The 16,551-nt window shown below is 68.5% G+C and carries 16 protein-coding genes and 1 pseudogene; 10 read left to right on the forward strand and 7 right to left on the reverse strand.

Going from position 1 to position 16,551, the window contains the following annotated elements:
- The 9 genes and pseudogenes from BM228_RS19280 to BM228_RS19320 form a co-directional block, all read left to right on the forward strand.
- Window positions 1-310: integrase core domain-containing protein (locus BM228_RS19280; RefSeq protein ID WP_139234123.1), on the forward strand; the 310-nt coding region annotated here is incomplete at its 5' end.
- Window positions 311-806: 496 nt separating this feature from the next.
- A complete protein-coding gene (locus BM228_RS19285; protein ID WP_244537216.1) occupies window positions 807-1,757 on the forward strand; it encodes a PhnA-like protein in 951 nt (316 codons plus the stop codon).
- 97 nt (window positions 1,758-1,854) lie between these two features.
- Window positions 1,855-2,328 carry a YidB family protein gene (locus BM228_RS19290; RefSeq protein WP_092043163.1) on the forward strand — a complete coding sequence of 158 codons (474 nt, stop codon included), beginning with the start codon at window positions 1,855-1,857 and terminating at the stop codon, window positions 2,326-2,328.
- 54 nt (window positions 2,329-2,382) lie between these two features.
- Window positions 2,383-3,180 (forward strand): annotated as a pseudogene (gene aqpZ / locus BM228_RS19295) (aquaporin Z).
- A 26-nt stretch (window positions 3,181-3,206) separates the two neighbouring features.
- A complete protein-coding gene (locus tag BM228_RS19300) occupies window positions 3,207-3,509 on the forward strand; it encodes a hypothetical protein (RefSeq protein WP_244537217.1) in 303 nt (100 codons plus the stop codon).
- Window positions 3,510-3,539: 30 nt separating this feature from the next.
- Window positions 3,540-4,712: a coiled-coil domain-containing protein gene (locus tag BM228_RS19305; protein ID WP_208612063.1), complete on the forward strand. Its 1,173-nt coding sequence runs from the start codon at window positions 3,540-3,542 to the stop codon at window positions 4,710-4,712.
- A gap of 11 nt (window positions 4,713-4,723) precedes the next feature.
- Entirely contained in the window at window positions 4,724-5,500 is a 777-nt protein-coding gene (locus tag BM228_RS19310; protein WP_092043166.1) for a hypothetical protein, read from the forward strand.
- 95 nt (window positions 5,501-5,595) lie between these two features.
- Window positions 5,596-6,441, forward strand: coding sequence for a transglutaminase-like domain-containing protein (locus BM228_RS19315; RefSeq protein WP_092043167.1), 846 nt, complete (start codon window positions 5,596-5,598; stop codon window positions 6,439-6,441).
- Window positions 6,442-6,566: 125 nt separating this feature from the next.
- Window positions 6,567-6,758 (forward strand): hypothetical protein, encoded by a 192-nt coding sequence (locus BM228_RS19320; protein WP_092043169.1) that lies wholly within the window; start codon window positions 6,567-6,569, stop codon window positions 6,756-6,758.
- A gap of 516 nt (window positions 6,759-7,274) precedes the next feature.
- Here BM228_RS19320 and BM228_RS19325 read toward each other — a convergent pair.
- Window positions 7,275-7,550, reverse strand: a complete 276-nt coding sequence (locus BM228_RS19325; protein WP_092043170.1) for a sigma factor-like helix-turn-helix DNA-binding protein — start codon at window positions 7,548-7,550, stop codon at window positions 7,275-7,277.
- Between the two features lie 828 nt (window positions 7,551-8,378).
- Here BM228_RS19325 and BM228_RS19330 point away from each other — a divergent pair.
- Entirely contained in the window at window positions 8,379-9,134 is a 756-nt protein-coding gene (locus tag BM228_RS19330; protein WP_139234124.1) for a hypothetical protein, read from the forward strand.
- A gap of 785 nt (window positions 9,135-9,919) precedes the next feature.
- On the opposite strand, the gene BM228_RS19335 is transcribed toward BM228_RS19330, so the two are convergent.
- The 6 genes from BM228_RS19335 to BM228_RS19360 all read right to left on the reverse strand — a co-directional run bounded on the left by BM228_RS19335 (window position 9,920) and on the right by BM228_RS19360 (window position 16,550).
- On the reverse strand, window positions 9,920-10,813 hold the full coding sequence (locus BM228_RS19335; protein ID WP_092043173.1) for an HpcH/HpaI aldolase/citrate lyase family protein: 894 nt from the start codon (window positions 10,811-10,813) through the stop codon (window positions 9,920-9,922).
- On the reverse strand, window positions 10,810-12,048 hold the full coding sequence (locus BM228_RS19340; protein WP_244537218.1) for a CaiB/BaiF CoA transferase family protein: 1,239 nt from the start codon (window positions 12,046-12,048) through the stop codon (window positions 10,810-10,812). The genes BM228_RS19335 and BM228_RS19340 overlap by 4 nt, the downstream gene beginning before the upstream one ends.
- Window positions 12,049-12,117: 69 nt before the next feature.
- A complete protein-coding gene (locus BM228_RS19345) occupies window positions 12,118-12,930 on the reverse strand; it encodes an N-acyl homoserine lactonase family protein (RefSeq protein WP_092043176.1) in 813 nt (270 codons plus the stop codon).
- Complete coding sequence (locus BM228_RS19350; protein WP_092043178.1) at window positions 12,930-14,258, reverse strand: MFS transporter; 1,329 nt, start codon at window positions 14,256-14,258, stop codon at window positions 12,930-12,932. Before BM228_RS19350 ends, BM228_RS19345 begins: the two co-directional genes overlap by 1 nt.
- A 146-nt stretch (window positions 14,259-14,404) precedes the next feature.
- Window positions 14,405-15,298, reverse strand: coding sequence for a hydroxymethylglutaryl-CoA lyase (locus BM228_RS19355; protein WP_092043179.1), 894 nt, complete (start codon window positions 15,296-15,298; stop codon window positions 14,405-14,407).
- A gap of 13 nt (window positions 15,299-15,311) precedes the next feature.
- Complete coding sequence (locus tag BM228_RS19360; RefSeq protein WP_092043181.1) at window positions 15,312-16,550, reverse strand: CaiB/BaiF CoA transferase family protein; 1,239 nt, start codon at window positions 16,548-16,550, stop codon at window positions 15,312-15,314.
- Between the last annotated feature and the right edge of the window lies 1 nt (window position 16,551).

Genomic DNA, 16,551 nt, shown 5'->3' on the forward strand with positions numbered 1-16,551 from the left:
CGGCGTCGGAGCCAAGACGGCTTACATCGCTCCAGGCTCACCATGGGAGAATGGCTACGTCGAAAGCTTCAACGCACGGATTCGTGACGAACTTCTAAACGGCGAAATCTTCTACACACTCAGGGAGGCGCAGATCGTGATCGAAAGCTGGAGGCGGCACTACAACACCGTACGCCCGCACGCCTCACTGGGATACCGGCCGCCGGCACCGGAAGTGTTCATGCCAGCCTTCACCGCTTGGCCGGCTGCGCTCGCCCGACCAGCTCCGCCGGCCAAGCTACCCGTGGTGGAGCGGCCAACCGTGCACTAACTTTAACCTTGGACCACCCCGTGGGGGCCGATCAACCGAGCGCCGCCTTTCCACAAGCGGCGCCCCCATCCTGGGCGCACGAGACTCAGATTTGCTGGCCGAACCCACGGTCCACCGTCACCGCGAGGGTCGGCCGACGGGTTCGCCGTGCGGGGCATGACTGCGGCCACGGCGATGCGGACCGTCCTTGCGGCGGGCGCTCGAAGCTCGACCGGCTCGCTGCACGAGGAGATCGCCCGCCGCAGGTATCCGACATCCACGATGACGACGACAGCGTCCCATCGCCTCGACCTGGGCCCGAGCGCCTTCCCGGGAGGCGCGGAAAAAACCTTGCGGACTCCGGACTCGTGTCCTGACCATTCCGAGGGCGGCACCCCATAAGCAGAACGTCCAAATGTTAATCGACGGAACATCGCCCGACGGGAACGCTTGGACTGTCGACGTGCCGTCCCGATGCATGTCTTGCGCAATCCTCGACAAGCACTGGATCGACACGATGGCCCTGACGACCGACAAGGCGCGGCTCGACCGCGACCGCCCCTACGACACGGGCGTCTCGCCCGCCGACGACCTGCGCACGGTCGCTGTCCACAAGGTCGCCTGGGGCGCGATCTTCGCCGGCGCCGTCATCGCTCTGGTCGCCCAGATCATCCTGAACATGGTCGGGCTCGGCATCGGCCTGTCCACCGTCGACCCGGCCGGCAACGGCACCCCCACCGCCGGCTCGCTTTCCTCCGGAGCCGGGATCTGGTTCGTCATCTCCGGCATCCTCGCCTCCGCCGCCGGCGGCTGGCTCGCCGGCCGCCTCGCAGGCAAGCCCGCCCTCAACACCGGCGGCCTGCACGGCCTCGTGGCCTGGGCGGTCTCGACCCTCGTCGTCGTCTACCTCCTGTCGTCCGCGGTGGGCGGTGTGGCCAGCGGCGCCTTCAGCGCCATGACCAGCACCCTGGGTGGTGCCGGCAACCTCGTGGGCGGTTCGGTCCAGACCGCCGCCCAGGCCGCCGCCCCGTCGCTGCCGGGCATGAACAACCCGTTCTCCGGCGTCGAGGGCCAGGTCCGAGCCAACACCGGCAACGACCCGCAGGCGCTCAAGGACGCGGCCGTGACCGCGGTCCGTGCCGCGGTGACCGGCGACGCGGCCCAGCAGGCCGACGCGCAGGAGAAGGCGGCCCAGGCGCTCGCCAAGTCCAAGGGCGTGCCGGTCGAACAGGCTCGGACCGAGGTCCAGCAGTACGTCCAGCAGTACAAGGACACGGTCGCCAAGGCCAAGGAGCAGGCCAAGCAGGCGGCGGACGCCACCGCGCGGGTCGCGTCGCAGAGCGCCCTGTTCGGTTCGCTGGCGCTGATCCTCGGGGCGCTCGCCGCCTTCCTCGCAGGCCGCGGCGGCGCGAAGGGTCTCCTGGGGGATCGTAGCGCCGTCACCTCGGTCGCCGGGCGACGCGTCTAGGCTTCGGCCCACACCTCCGGGGCCGTCACGGCGACCGAGCCGGAAACAAGGACGTCCCCGAACGTCGGGGACGCCTCCAGAGCCAAGGAGACGAACGATGAGTGATGGCTATCCTTCCATGACCGCCCTGCTCGGCCTGCTCGCCTTGGCGGGCTACCAGAACAAGGACAAGATCGCTGAGATGCTCGGCGGTGCCGGCTCCGGCCAGCATCCCCAGGCCGGCACGGCGATGAGCGGTCCGGGCCCAGGCGGCGCCGGGGGCCTTCTGGCCGACATCGGCAAGGCGCTGGGCACCGGCGGAGCCGGTGGCTTCCTCGGAGGCGGCATCGGCCAGCTCGTCGACCACTTCCGGCAGAACGGGCATGGCGAGACCGCCGATTCCTGGGTCCGGCAGGGTCAGAACCGGAACATGGCCCCGCACGAGGTCGGACAGGCGCTCGGCCCCGAACTGTTGAACGCCATCGCTCAACGGACCGGGCTTTCGCACGACGAGCTCATGACGCGCCTGTCGCGCACCCTCCCTGGCGCCATCGACCAGTACACCCCCGGCGGGGCCGTTCCGGCTCGCTGAGCCCCGTTCCCCGAGCTCGGGCGTGCGCGCACCGCACAAGGCCCTCCACCGACGCTGCGCCCCCTCCGGAGCTCGACCCCGATGAGACCGTACCTCGCCGAGTTCATCGGCACCTTCGTCCTGGTGTTCTGCGGCTGCGGCAGCGCGGTCCTGGCGGCCGACCACATCGGTTACGCCGGGGTCGCCCTGTCCTTCGGCTTCGTCCTCATGGCGATGATCTACGCGCTGGGGCCGATCTCCGGTTGCCACCTGAACCCGGCCGTCACGCTGGGCCTGACGCTGAGCCGGAAGTTCGACGCGGCCCGGCTGTCCGGCTACATGGCGGCATAGGTCCTCGGCGCAGTCGTCGCAGCCTACGTCCTCTACGTCGTCGCGCAGGGGCATCCGGGCTTCGACGTCGCCTCGGGCTTCGCCTCGAACGGCTACGACGCGCGCTCGCCGGGCCACTACAACATGGCGGCGGCGTTCATCGTCGAGTTCGTGCTGACTGCGCTCCTCGTCCTGACCATCCTCGGTGCGACCGACCTGAAGGCGCCGGTGGGTTTCGCCGGGCTCGCCATCGGGGTCGTGCTGACCGTGATCCACCTCGTCTCGATCCCGGTGACCAACACCTCGGTCAACCCGGCCCGCAGCATCGGGCCGGCCCTGTTCGCCGGCTGGGACGCGGTGGGTCAGCTCTGGCTGTTCGTGCTCGCCCCGCTCCTCGGGGGGGCCGCCGCAGCCGGGCTGTACTCCACGATGCGCGCCCTCGATCCGGTGGTCCAGATGCCCGTGCGGCAGGCGGTGCAGGCTCTGCCGGCCGAGTTGGAGCAGCGCCTGGAGAAGGCCGGCATCAAGCCGGTCGAATATTAGGCGCGGGGGACGTCGGGATGCCGGTCATGCGCACGCCGATCCACGCCAATTCCAACGGCGACCGGTGGTACCTCTGCCGCGGCGACGACCCGGTGGACGTGTTCGTCTTCCACGAGCCGAACGGACCATCGGGCAGGATGCCGTCCCGAATCGAACTGACGGCCTTCCTCGCCTCCGGCAGTGGATCGCCGGAGCACCGCACGTTGCTGACGATGATCGGCTCCTTGGTCGGGGCGACGCATGCCGGGTCGGGCACGCCCCCCCGTGGTCCCGAAGCCGGTGCCGCCGGCGCGGAACCGACCCCGGGCGAGGCCGCCGCCTTGACCTGACCCTACCACCCTCAAGCTCGCGAGACCACTATGGCCATCGACTACCGTTCGGAACTGCGCCGCCCCCTCCCGTTTAGCCTGGCTGTCATCGCCGCGGTGCTGCTTCTCTGGCTGGTCGTGGCGTCCATCGCCGGCGCCAAGCAACGCAGCGCTAGAAACCACCGCATCGGCGAGTTGGAGGGACAGCGGACAGCCCTCCAGACGGACCTCGACCAGCAGCGGTCGACCGCCGGCACTTTGGCCCCGCTCCAGGCCAGGATCGCCTCGGCCCAGCAACAGGACCGGGACGCGACCCAGGCCGGCGAGCAGGCCAAGGCCAAGTCAGCGAGCCTCGTATCGGAGCGGCAGACAGCGGAGGACAAGGCGGCGGAGGCGAAGTCCACATCTGAGGCGGAGGCTAGGAAGCTGGCCGATCTTCAGGCGCAGGTCACCCAGGCCGAGCAGAAGCTCGCGCCGATTAGGGAAGCCACCACCGCGGCCGAGCAGGCGGCGACGGCCCGCACGAAGGAGCTCGCCGACGTCGGGCGCCGCCTGGAGGAGACGCGCCAGCAGGAAGCCAAGCTGCGTGCCGACATCGCCGCCATGTCCCAGGAAGCGACGGCCAAGACCACCGATCTCGCCAAGGCCGAGGAGAGCCAGCAGAAGGCCCGGGAAGGTTCGGCCTCGGCCCAGAAGGAACTTGCCGACGCCAGGACCGCCACCGAGCAGGTTACGAAGCAACGGGGCGACCTGGAACAGGCCATCGCCGGTCTGAATGCCAACAAGGATAAGCTGACCGCCGAGATCGCCGGGGCCGGGCAGCGCTTGCAGCAGGCCAGGGACGGACTGGCGTCGACCCAAACCGATTTGGCCACCGCTAAGTCCGAGCGCGACCGGGTGATCTCGGAGCGCGGGCAGGCCGAACAGGCCGTCCAGAAGCTGACGGCCGACCGCAATGGCGCGAACTCGGCGGTGGAGGCACTCCTGAAGCGGCAGGCCGACACCCAGGCGCAGCTCGCCACGCTGACCGAGACGCTGGCCGGCCGCAACAAGGAGATGGCCGTCGTCGAGGATCGCCTTGCGACGACGAGGCAGGAACTCGCGGCTATCCAGGCCCAGCTCGCCGATGCGCGGCAGAAGCTCTCGGATCAGCCCCCGCCCATGGCCGTGCCCACAGTTCCGCCCCAGTCGCCGGCACCCGCCGTCGTACCCAAGGCGAACTGAACCGGTTCGGGATGACGACACCCATTCTGGTCCTCGCCGCCCTGGCGGCGGTCGTGCTTGCAGCCGTGCATGTCGTGACGCCGTCCTTGCGCTTCCTGGACGGCTCACCCCGGAGCGTCTGGCTGTCGGCGGCCGGCGGGGTCGCGGTGGCCTACGTCTTCGTGCACTTCCTGCCTGATTTGGCCAGCGGCGAGGCCAGCGTCGGCCGCATGGCCGGCGGCACCCTCGGGGGCTTCTCGGAGCGGCATGTCTACCTGATCGCGCTCGGCGGCCTGATGGCCTTCTATGGGCTGGACAGGCTGGCCAAGGTCGACCGCTCGCGCCGTGCCGGCATCCCGGTCACCGACGCCCGGGGTTCCGCCCCGACGGCCGACGTCGGCACCGGGGCCGGGGTGTTCTGGATCCACATGGCGTCCTTCCGCCTCTACAACGGGCTCGTCGGCTACCTCCTCCTGCATCGCGAGACGACGGGCATCGCCCCCCTGGGGTTCTTCACCGTGGCGATGGCCCTGCATTTCGTGGTCACCGACTACGGCCTGAACGACGACCACAAGGCGGCATACCGCAGAACCGGACGTTGGGTCCTGGTCGCCGCCGTCGTCGCGGGATTCCTCGTCGGCGCGGTGACGGTGGTGTCGGACGCGGCCATCGCCGCACTGACGGCCTTCCTCGGCGGCGGCGTGATCCTCAATGTCCTCAAGGACGAGGTGCCGAGCGAGCGGCAGAGCCGGTTCTGGGCCTTCGCGCTCGGGGCCGCCGGGTACTCCGCGTTGCTGCTCACGCTTTGAGTCGGTCTCCCCCGGGTGGGGCACGGCACATGCAAGCATCGACGGACACCGCCGAACCGAATGGGGCGGCGAACCTCCCAACCACGGGTACGAACATGAGGATCAGGGCCGGATACATCATCGGCTACGACACGTTCGGTCCGACGCCGATCATCTACCAGTTGAACGTCCACCCCTCACGCACCCACGACCTGCTGACCTCGGACGCGATGCGCGTCGATCCCCCGGTGCCGATGCGGACCTACACGGACGGGTTCGGCAACACCTGCGTGCGGCTGCTCGCGCCGGGCGGTCGCGTCACGGTCTCGGCCGATTTCCTGATCGCCGACAGCGGCGAGCCCGACGCCTACGCGCCCGACGCCCGGCAGATCGCCGTCCAGGACCTGCCGGACGACGTGCTCGTCTACCTCCTGGGCTCGCGCTATTGCGACACCGACAGGCTCGCCGGCACGGCCTGGTCGCTGTTCGGCAACGCCCCCGAGGGCTGGGGCCGGGTGCAGGCCATCGTCACCTGGGCGCACGAGCGCATCCGGTTCGACTATCAACTCGCCGACGCCACCCGCTCGGCCTTCGACGGGTACAGCCAGCAGGTCGGCGTCTGCCGGGATTTCGCCCACCTCGCCGTCACCCTGTGCCGTTGCATGAACATCCCGGCCCGGTACTGCACCGGCTACCTCGGCGACATCGGCGTGCCGCTCGACCCGAACCCGATGGATTTCTCCGCGTGGTTCGAGGTCTACCTCGACGGCCCGCGGGGGCCGCGCTGGTACACGTTCGACGCCCGGCACGACGCCAGACGAATCGGACGGGTCGTCATAGCCCGCGGTCGCGACGCCACCGACGTCGCCATCTCGACGAGCTTCGGCACGGCGCTGCTCGCGCAGTTCGACGTCCAAACCGTGGAGGTCGCCGACGACTTCGTGCTGCCGCCCGAGGGATGACGGCCCGCCGGCGCTCGGTGGAGTGCGTGCACTTGCGGGCCGGTAGGCATTCCAAAATGGGCGTCGCGCGGCGGACGGGCGCCTCGTCCCGTGCTATGGGGGGCGTTCGTTCGAGAGGCTAAACCATGACCGACGCGAACGTATCCCGAGCGACCAACCCCGAGACGGACGTCGCTCGCTGGAACCTGACCCTCGCCAATCTCGCGAGCAACGACAACGAGCCACCGGGCATGCGCGCCGGGACCATGGCCCCAGTGTTGGGGATGCCCCTTGCCTCGACGACCGCCGTTGCGGCCTGCCTCCGGTTCCTGCTTTAGAACGCAGGCATCTCCGGAGCCGTCAACGGGGCTGGGAGCGGCCGGGGCGTCAAGCCAGGGCCTCGCAAGCCACGGTCAGTCGACGATCTCGATGATACGGTCGCTGCCGTGTTCCATCGGCACGGTATGGCTGTCGACAACCGTGCAGCGGCTGCCGGGAGCGCCGTACACCTCGGGAACGTCATATCAACTCGCCCCGGCCGACGCCAACGCGGTGCCGCCGCGCGCGCAGACCGCCTGAAACGTGTTCGGGCCTACCGCGGAAGGCTGGCCCGGCGTCCGGGCCATCGTCGACTACGTGCACGGACGGCTGCGCCTCGATTACAGGGGGGGGACGCCAACCGCCCCGGATCGGACGCATGGTCATGGCCTACGGTCTCGACGGCACGGAGTGCGCGCTCACGACGAGCTTCGGGCCCGCGCCGCTGGCCGGGGTCACCGTTGACACCGACGAGATCGTGGACGGGGGCTAGGCATGCCCCGGCCCTTCCGGAACGCCGCCTCGAACGACGAGGCTCACGCCGCCCTGACCGCTGCCAGGGTCGCGGCGCCGACCCCGAGGTCGACCGCACCGTCGGTGCCGAGCAACTCGACCAGCCGTCCGCGGGCGCGGCTGACCCGGCTCTTCATCGTCCCGACCGCGACCCCGCAGACTTCGGCCGCTTCCTCGTAGGTCAGGCTCTGGGCCCCGATCAGGAGCAGCGCCTCGCGCTGGGTCGCCGGGAGATGCCGGAGCGCCGCCTTGAGTTCCCGGACCTCGACGTGGCCTTCCTGCTCGGGAGCGGAGGCCAGGCGCCCGGCGACTGACGCTCAGGCGTCGAAGCGGGCGAACTTTCTTGCAAGCTTGACGCAGATCTGGGCAAGCGCGACGAGCCCGCCAAGCGTCGCGCTGTAGGCCACCGAAGCTGCACTTGCTCGAATGGCGGTTGGCAGCCTGTAGCGTCCGCTTACGGGATGTTGTCATAGCTCGCTGAATGGCCGGGATGGGCGCCAAGCCGAACGTCCGGTTTTGCGCGCGATAACGATCCGGCCTAGCGTAGTCTGGCCGAAAGCTGCCAGTCCGCTCCGCATCTGAAGAAGAGGGTTGCCGGACATTCGACGCGGCCCAAATGATCTTCCAATAATTTTTTCGCGGGGCTGATCGGCCAGGATTACAAGTGGAATGCGAAGCACCGGCGATCTACACGACTGCGGGGCCGGCAGGTGCCCGGAAGGTCTTCGAACCTCCCGATCGGCCTGAGCTCCGATTGCCGCCAGGATTGACCTGCACTCGACCGTATCCTCATACGCTCGCGCCATGCCACTAATGCGGGGTCCTAACTGAACGCAACGAGGCATCGCCATGGCCTTGATCCTGGTCCCGGGATCCATGCTCGACGACGACCTCTGGCGCGAAGTTGAACTCAGCCTGTAGGCGTATGCGCCCCTGTCGCATGCAGACCTGGGCCAGGATGATACGCTTACGGCAATGGCGGAGCGGGCGCTCGCCGCCGCGCCAGGATCGGTCGTCCTGCTCGGCTTCCCCGTGGGCGGAAGCGGCACTTCGGATCGGTCGTCATTCGCCCCCCATCGTTATCGGTGGATGAGTCGGCGTCGCGTTAACCATGGACCGTCTTTGCCATGGCGCATCGCGCCCGGGCGCCGACATCGTCGAGGCATCCCCCCACCCATGAAGCGGCGACGACCCCCGTGAGACCCATGACGAGAGGCGACAACGACAATCTCGCGCCGGAGCGAAGCGACCGGTCCGCGGCCCTGGACCTGGTCTGCCGGACCATCAAGGCGGGCGACTCCCCGCTGCAGGTCGACGGCAGCCTGGGACAGGTCTTCGCGACCCGTTGGGCATACGTCTTCCGGGCGCTGGAGATCGACGGGCTGGCCGTGATCCGACGGGCGGACGACGGTCGGCCCTTGGGGGCAAACTTGACGGAACTCGGCACCTTTGTCGGCGAGTGTCTCGCCGCCGGCGACATCGTGCTGCTCCCGGGGCACGGGGGCATCAAGGTCGCGGGTACACCGACGCAGCTCCGACGGCGCGGCCGGCATGACGGGCCGGGCCCCGCGATTCCCGTCGAGACGCCGGCATTGATCCTGGCCAGTGCGCCGCTTCATTACGGCGCGGATACCGTCGAAGGGTCCGCGACTCCCGTCATCGTCGACCGATTGGCCTCCTGGGCCGACCATCCGGCGACGAGGCTGAGACGACGTCCCGTCAAGCCGGTGTCGCGCGCCTGGGAGATCTTCTCGGACGAAGGCTTGTCCTTCGGTTTGGTCCTGGAGACGGCCAACGGCTTCGAGGGCCTCGATTCGCACGGCGGACCCAGCTTGGAGTTATCTCTTTCCGAGGCGGCGTGGCAGGTGCGAGTGAATTGCTGAGGTCGGGAATGCCCGGCGGCGAGGCGGCCGACGCGTGCTTGCGCGCCGGACGGCGGAGGTGGACGGGCGCGAAGGATCCGCGACGGCTCGCGGCGTTCGCGAACGGGGGCTCGCGGCCACGGGCGCAGGGCCGCCGTACGGACCTGCGCCCGTTCATGTCACGTTGTCGACGACGACATCATCGTCCGAAGCGAGCCTGGAACGGCCTCGGATCCCGAGGCCGGCGCCGGCTCGCTGACCCTGGTCCCCCCGCCTTCTCGTACGGGCTCGCGAGACCGGAACCCGAAGCTCCTCGGCTGCCCCGACGACATTCGGGACCGTGGGCCCACCGTTCCGTGGATCGATGATCCCTTCCGTACGCGACCCTGCTGTCCAGCCCCCGTTGACCCTGACCCAGAGGCTCACCTTTCGACCGGACCAGGATCCGGGGGACCCTTAATGCGCCACCGGCCCCAATCGCTGCTAGGCAATCGCTGCCAGCACCTGGCGCTCGGGCGTCGCTCCCTGATTGCTCGGCGGATCCGCCCGCTCCTCGAAGCGGGTCCCCATTTCAAAATGTCGACTCCGACCTTAGCGCGCATTCCCGAACTAAAGTCCTTGGTCTTCGAACTCACCTAGCATCAGGGGACCGGCCACCGGTCGCCGCTTCGCGACGGCTTTCCCCTCGCAGGACCGGGCGAGCCGGTGACCGTGCCGGCTGGTCGCTAGTCGGCTCTGCGGAAGCCGCCGGTTCGGTACGTCCATCGAGAGCGGAGGCGAGGGCATCGCCGGCGGCCCGATCCGACCTAGGCGGGCGATGATGGCTGGCGGGCCCCGATCCGGTCCGCGAGGGACAGGATCCGCTTCGCCTGGAGCGCCACGGGGACATCGATCATCTGTCCGTCGACAGCGACCGCTCCGCTGCCGCTCGCGACCGAACGGTCGAACGCTTCGACAATACGTCGGGCCTTCGCCACCTCCCCGGCCGAGGGGGCCAACGCCTCGTCGGCCATTGTGACCTGTCGCGGGTGGATGCAGAGGATGCCGGTGTAGCCGAAGGCGTTCGCGGCACGCGCCAGGGCCTTGAACGCGGGCTCGTCGTCGATGACGCCGACGGATCCCGGCACGCCGAAGACCGCAAGGCCCCGCCCACGCGCCGCGATCGCGACAGCCTGGGCCGGCATGGCCATGGATTCGAACGTCGCCTTTGTGCCTATAGCCAAGGCGTAATCCTCGGAGCCAAAGCCAAGCGCGACGATGCGCGGCGTCGCGGCGGCGATCCCGTCGAGGGCGCGCATCGCGGCTGGGTGCTCGATAACCGCGATAATGCCGATGCTGCGCTCGGCCAACCCGCCAACCCGCTCGGCCACGGAGAGCGCACCGTCCACGTATTGGCAGAAGCTTGCCGTCTCGACCTTCGGCAGGATGATGGCATGGACCCCAGGCAGCACCGCCGCACGGATGTCGTCGACGAGGCGCTCGGGATCATTGTTCACCCGCACGACGACGGTCAGCCCGTGCTCGGCGAGGATCGCCACGGAACTCGCAAGCTTCCCCCGCGCCGCGTCCTTGTTGGACGGGGCGATGGCATCTTCGAGGTCGAGGATGATCGCCCCGGCGCCACGCTTGTGCGCCCCGGCGACCATCCGCTCAGCGTCGGCCGGGATGAACAGGAAGGTGCCAATCTCTGTCCAGTTCACGATACTTTTTCCTCGGCGAGCCGACGTCTGGCCTGCGCGTCGTAACCGAGGCGCTCCAGGATCTCGTCGGTGTGTTGGCTCAAGTCCGGCGCCGGCGTGCGGATGGCGCCGGGCGTCTCGGACAGGCGCGGCGCGATGCCGTGCATCGGCAGGGCCCCGACGTCGCGGTCCTCCATCTCGACCACGACCCCCCGCCCGATGACGTGAGGGTCATGGATGATCTGCGCCGCGTCATAGACTGGTCCCACCGTCACCTCGGCCGCCTCGAAGAAGCCAAGCGCGTCGGCGAGATCCATGGTGGCGATGAAGCCGCCGACCACCCGGTCGATCTCGTCGGCGTGATCCAGGCGGTCGGAGTTGGTGCGGAAGCGCGGGTCGTCGATCATGTCAGCCCGGCCGATCGCCCTGAACAAGCGCACGCACATGTCCTGCGTCGAGGCCGAGAGGGCGACCCAAGCCCCGTCCCGCGTCGGGTAGATGTTGCGCGGCGCCGAGATCGAGGTGCGATTGCCTACTCGCGAGGGTGCGCGTCCGGTCACCCGGGCGATGGCCACGTCCGGACCCAGGGTGGCGAAGAGTGGCTCCAGGAGCGAGACGTCGACCACCTGACCCTTGCCCGTGTCCGCCGCGACGCGCAGGGCGACCATGACCGCGTAGGCGCCCTGGATGCCCGCCACCATGTCGGCGAGGGCCATGTTGGGCATGATCGGCGGCTTGTCGGCGAAGCCCGTCTTCGCCGCGAAGCCCGACATCGCCTCGATCAGGCTGCCGAAGCCCGGCCTGTTCCGGTATGGGCCAGTCTGGCCCCAGCCCGAGACCCGGACGTAGACGAGCCGCGGATTTATGGCCAGCAGGGTCTCGGGGCCGAGGCCGAGGCGCTCCATGACGCCCGGGCGAAAGCTCTCGATCAGTACGTCAGCCTGCGCGGCGAGCCGGGTCAGGACCTCCTTGCCGGCCGGAGTCTTGTAGTCGAGCGTAAGGCTCTTCTTGTTGCGCGCGTACACCTTCCAGTAGAGGGGCTGGCCGCCGTCCGTCCAGTCGCGCAGGGTGTCCCCGCGCCCGGGCCGCTCGACCTTCACTACTTCGGCGCCGAAATCGGCGAGCATCAGGCTCAGCATGTTACCGGCGACGAGCCGGGACAGGTCGATCACCGTCAGGTCGCGCAACGGCGGCCGGGCGGCGGTGTCGTAGGGGCGCGGCACGGCGGCTGGGCCTGGATCTTTTATGGAAGACAAGGAGAGCCTCCGGCATGATTGGAAGGTAGCAACCCGGCGAGGCGCAAGCGGATCGTGCCCCGGGGCGAATCAATCGAGCCTGACGCAAAGAGCCTGATCGTCCAAGGATCGGGGATAAGATGTCATGACCGCCGGATCGTGCCCGGGAACGATCAGGGCCCGATCGGATGCGAGTTTGCGCAGGCGGCGATAGCCCTCCATTAGGTCGGGTACGCTCGTCACGAGAGGGAAGACGAGGTTCTCGTCCAGGTGGCGTCCGTAGTGGCAGGCGTCCGAGGCGAGCACGAGCCAACCCTTGCGCGTCGCGACCCGGACGAATTGCAGGCCCGCGGTGTGGCCGGGGGCGAGGTGGACCGAGATGCCCGGCGCGATCTCCTCGTCGCCGTCGTGGAACTCGACCCGACCCTGGAACACCGTCTTGACTAGTGCAGCCACGTCATCCGGCTCGTAGGCGGCGCACAGGCACCGGTGCCGCATCATGCGACCTGTCGCGAACGCAACCTCGCGATCTTGGACGTGGAACCGAGCAGCCGGAAACAAGGCGTAATTGCCAACGTGATCGTAGTGGAGATGGGTGACGACGACGTCGGTCACGGTCCAGGGGTCGACGCCGAGGCACCGCAGCCCCTCGCCCGGGCAACGCAGGAAGGTGCGCCCCCGCTTGGCCGCCACCTCCGCCGTGAAGCCCATATCGACCACGATGGTTCGTTCGGCCGATCGGATCAACCAGACGAAGTAGTCCATGTCGACGGCCGCTTCGTGAGGATCCACCCCGAGGAAGATGTCGGTCGCGGGCCGACCCTTCAGCTCGGCGTACTTGATCGCGTGGACCTCGTAGGCTGGAGCGCGATCGCCTGGGCCGTCTCGATGCTGGTCTTTCATCAGCTGTGCTCCACGCCAGCCCGGGCCAGGGCCGGGTCAGCTTCGACCGCGCCCACCCCAAGCCGGGTCGCGATGCTCCAGATGCAGACGACCGCGATCAGCGCGAACAGGGCGATAGACAGCAATCCTCCCTCGAATCCACCGAACCGATCCTTCAAGAAGCCCATGATGTTGGGCTGAACGAACCCGGACAGATTGCCGAGCGCATTGACGAGGGCGATGCCGGCCGCCGCGGTGGCGGGCGAGAGGACCATCGGCGGCAGGGACCAGAATAGGGGAAGCGCCGAGAACACGCCTATCGCGGCTATGCAAAGGAACGCCAGCTTGGTCACCAGGAGCGACGAGTAGGCAGTTCCGATCAGGCCGGCGACCGCGAGCAGGGCCGGCAGGTAGATGTGGTTGCGGCGCTCCCGCATCCGGTCTGAACGCTTGCCCCACACGACCATGGCGACGCCGGCTAAAGCGAAGGGCACCGCGCTCAACAAGCCGGTCGCGACGAGGGAAAGCCCGAAGGCCGCGACGATCTGCGGGAGGAAGAAGCTCAGACCGTAATTGATGCCGGTCAGGCCGAACCATGCGAGGGCCAACAGAAGCACGCGCGGGTCGGTGAAGACAGCGCGTAGGCTGGAATGGCCGTGTCCGACCCCGGCCCCGAGGCCGGACGACACTTGCTGCTGGACCCACGCCTTCTCGGCATCGGTCAGCCAAGCGGCGTCGGCAGGTTTGTCGCTGAGAACGTACAGGACGACGGGTGCGAGCAGCACCGCGGGCACGGCCTCGATCAGAAACAGCCACTGCCACCCATGGAGGCCTAGGATCCCGTCCATGTTGAGCAGGAGGCCGGACACCGGCGATCCGAGCGCGCTCGCGACCGGCATTGCGGCCATGAACGTCCCGACGACGCGACCTCTGAAGGACGGGGGGATCCAGTGCAGGAGGAGGAAAATCACGCCTGGGAAGAAGCCGGCTTCGGCCGCGCCGAGGAGCAGCCGGATCGCATAGAAGCTCAGAGGGCCGGCCACGAAGGCCGTCAACGCCGAGACAAGCCCCCAGGTAATCATGATCCGGGCGATCCAGACCCGGGCGCCGTAGCGCTCCAGCATCAGGTTCGAGGGGACCTCAAACAGGACGTAGGTGAGAAAGAACAGACCAGCTCCGAAGCCGAAGATCGAAGCTGAGAATCCGAGATCTTTGTTCATCGTCAACGCGGCGAAGCCGACGTTTACGCGGTCGAGAAACGAGACAATGAAACATATAAATAGAAGCGGGACAAAGCGGATCGTAATCTTCCGCATGGCGGAAGCCGCGACTTCGGTCGACGTCGACATGGTTCCTCCTGTGTTTTGTGTTTTATTTCTATTGCCACTTGGCGTGTGGACCGCCCGGCGCAACACGGTGCGTTGCAGCTGCGCCGCCCGTCGAAGGCATGGCGGGCGACGCTCGATGTGCCGCCTGGCCATGAGGGTCGGTCACCTCAAGCGCAGCTCGCTTGGCGCGCCGTACGCACGCGGCCTCCGGAAGCCGCGCCCGGCAGCGCCGCGGCGTGGACCGCGGCGGTCGTCAGGGCATCCAGTTCGACGCCGGTCTGCAGGCCCATGCTGTCGAACATGTAGACGAGGTCTTCCGTCGCCGTGTTGCCGGTCGCGCCCGGCGCAAAGGGACACCCGCCCAATCCACCGAAGGCGCCATCGAAGACCGTGATGCCTGCGGAGTATGCCGCGTACGCGTTCGCGAGGCCCATCCCGTAGGTATCGTGCCCGTGAAACGCCCACCGGGTCCCGCTGCCGAACCGCTCGACGCAGCGACGGACGAGGCTCTCGACGGCGCGCGGGTTGGCACGGCCGGTGGTGTCGCAGAGGCCCACCTCCACGTTCTCGCGTGCCGTGAGGATCGATTCCAGACGACTGACGACCAAGTCTTCCCGTACGATGCCGTCGAAGGGGCAATCGAAAGCTGTCGCCAAGTTGAGCCGCACGGCGACGTCGGCCGGCAGGCCGGCGACGACGTCCGCGTAGGCGGCGATCGAATCCTCGACCGAGCGGCGGACGTTGTTCCGGTTGTGCGCCTCCGAGGCCGAGATCACGTAGACGAGGTAGCGAGCCCCCTCGGCGAGCGCCCGCTCCGCCCCCCGCGCGTTCGGCACCAATACCCGTGCCTCTAGGCCCGGTATGCCCAAGGCATGCTGGAGCACCTCCGCGGCGTCGGCCAGTTGCGGGATCGCCTGCGGGCTGACGAACGCCGTGACCTCGATCTGCGACAGCCCGGCAGCGAACGCATCCTCGATCAGGGCGATCTTTTCGGCGGTTGGGATGAAAGGACCGATGGGCTGGAAACCGTCCCGGGGTCCGACTTCGATGATCTCGACCATGGATCTTGCCTTCTTAGAGGGCGCCGGAGGCGCGGAGTTCCGAGACGCGGGCGGCGTCGAGGCCGAGGATCTCCTTCAGGACGGTCTCGGTCTGCGACCCGACGGGCTGACCCGGCCAGCGGACCTTGCCCGGGGCTTGCGGAATGTGCGGGACGATGCCGGCGTGGAGGACTTTGCCGAAGTGCGGGTCCTCGACTTCCCGAACCATCCCGCGTGACCGGAATTGCGGGTCGCCCGCGATCTCTGCGGCCGTGTAGACCAGGGTCGCCGGGATGTCGGCGCGGGCCAGCGCCTCGGCCGCCGCGTTCGCCTCCTGCGAGCGTGTCCAATCGGCGATGGTCGCGTCGAGCGCCTCGACGTTCTCAACCCGCTCGACGTTGGTGAGGAAGCGCGGGTCGTCCACGAGGTCGGGGCGCCCGATCAGGGCGGCGAGCTTCGCGAACAACGGCTGTGAGTTGGCGGCGATCACGATCCACTTGCCGTCCCGGGTCGGGTAGGCGCTCGTCGGGGCCGCCGTCGCGATCCGGGACCCGGTCGGCTGGCGCACCTGTCCGAGGACGCCGTAATCGGGCACCACGCCCTCCATCATCGAAAGCACCGCCTCGGTCAGGGCGACGTCGATGCTTCGTGGCGGCGCTTCGGAAGCGCCCTCGCGAGTGCGTCGATCACGATTCCACAGGGCCGCCATCACGCCGAAGGCTGCATAGAGGCCCGCGAGCGAATCGCCGATGCTGACGCCTACGCGAACCGGCGGCAGGTCGCTCGTTCCGGGAGCGTGGTCGGTCAGATGGCGGAGGCCGCCGATCGCCTCGCCGATGACCCCGAAGGCCGCGCGGTCGCGGTCGGGCCCCGTCTGGCCGAAGCCCGAGATGTGGGCGACGACGAGACCAGGGTTGAGGGCATGGAGGACGTCTTCCCCCAGGCCGAGCTTGGCCAGCTGGCCGGGCCGGAAATTCTCGATGAGGGCGTCGCTCTTGGCCGCGAGTGCCTTGGCGATGGCGATGCCCTCGGGATGCTTCAGGTTCAGCGTGATGCACCGCTTGTTCCGGCCGTGCATCGACCACCAGGGCGATACGCCGTCGATCTGGACGCCCCAGGAACGGACCGGATCGCCGGCGGGAGGCTCCACCTTGATGACCTCTGCGCCGAGGTCCGCGAGGAGCCGGGTGCAGAAGGGGGCGGCCACGAAATGGCCGATCTCCAGGATGCGGAGGCCGGAGAGGATCCCGGGATTGCCGTCGACGTCGGTCATC

It is taken from the genome of Methylobacterium pseudosasicola, from assembly GCF_900114535.1.
In the GTDB taxonomy this organism is placed as follows: Bacteria; Pseudomonadota; Alphaproteobacteria; order Rhizobiales; family Beijerinckiaceae; genus Methylobacterium; species Methylobacterium pseudosasicola.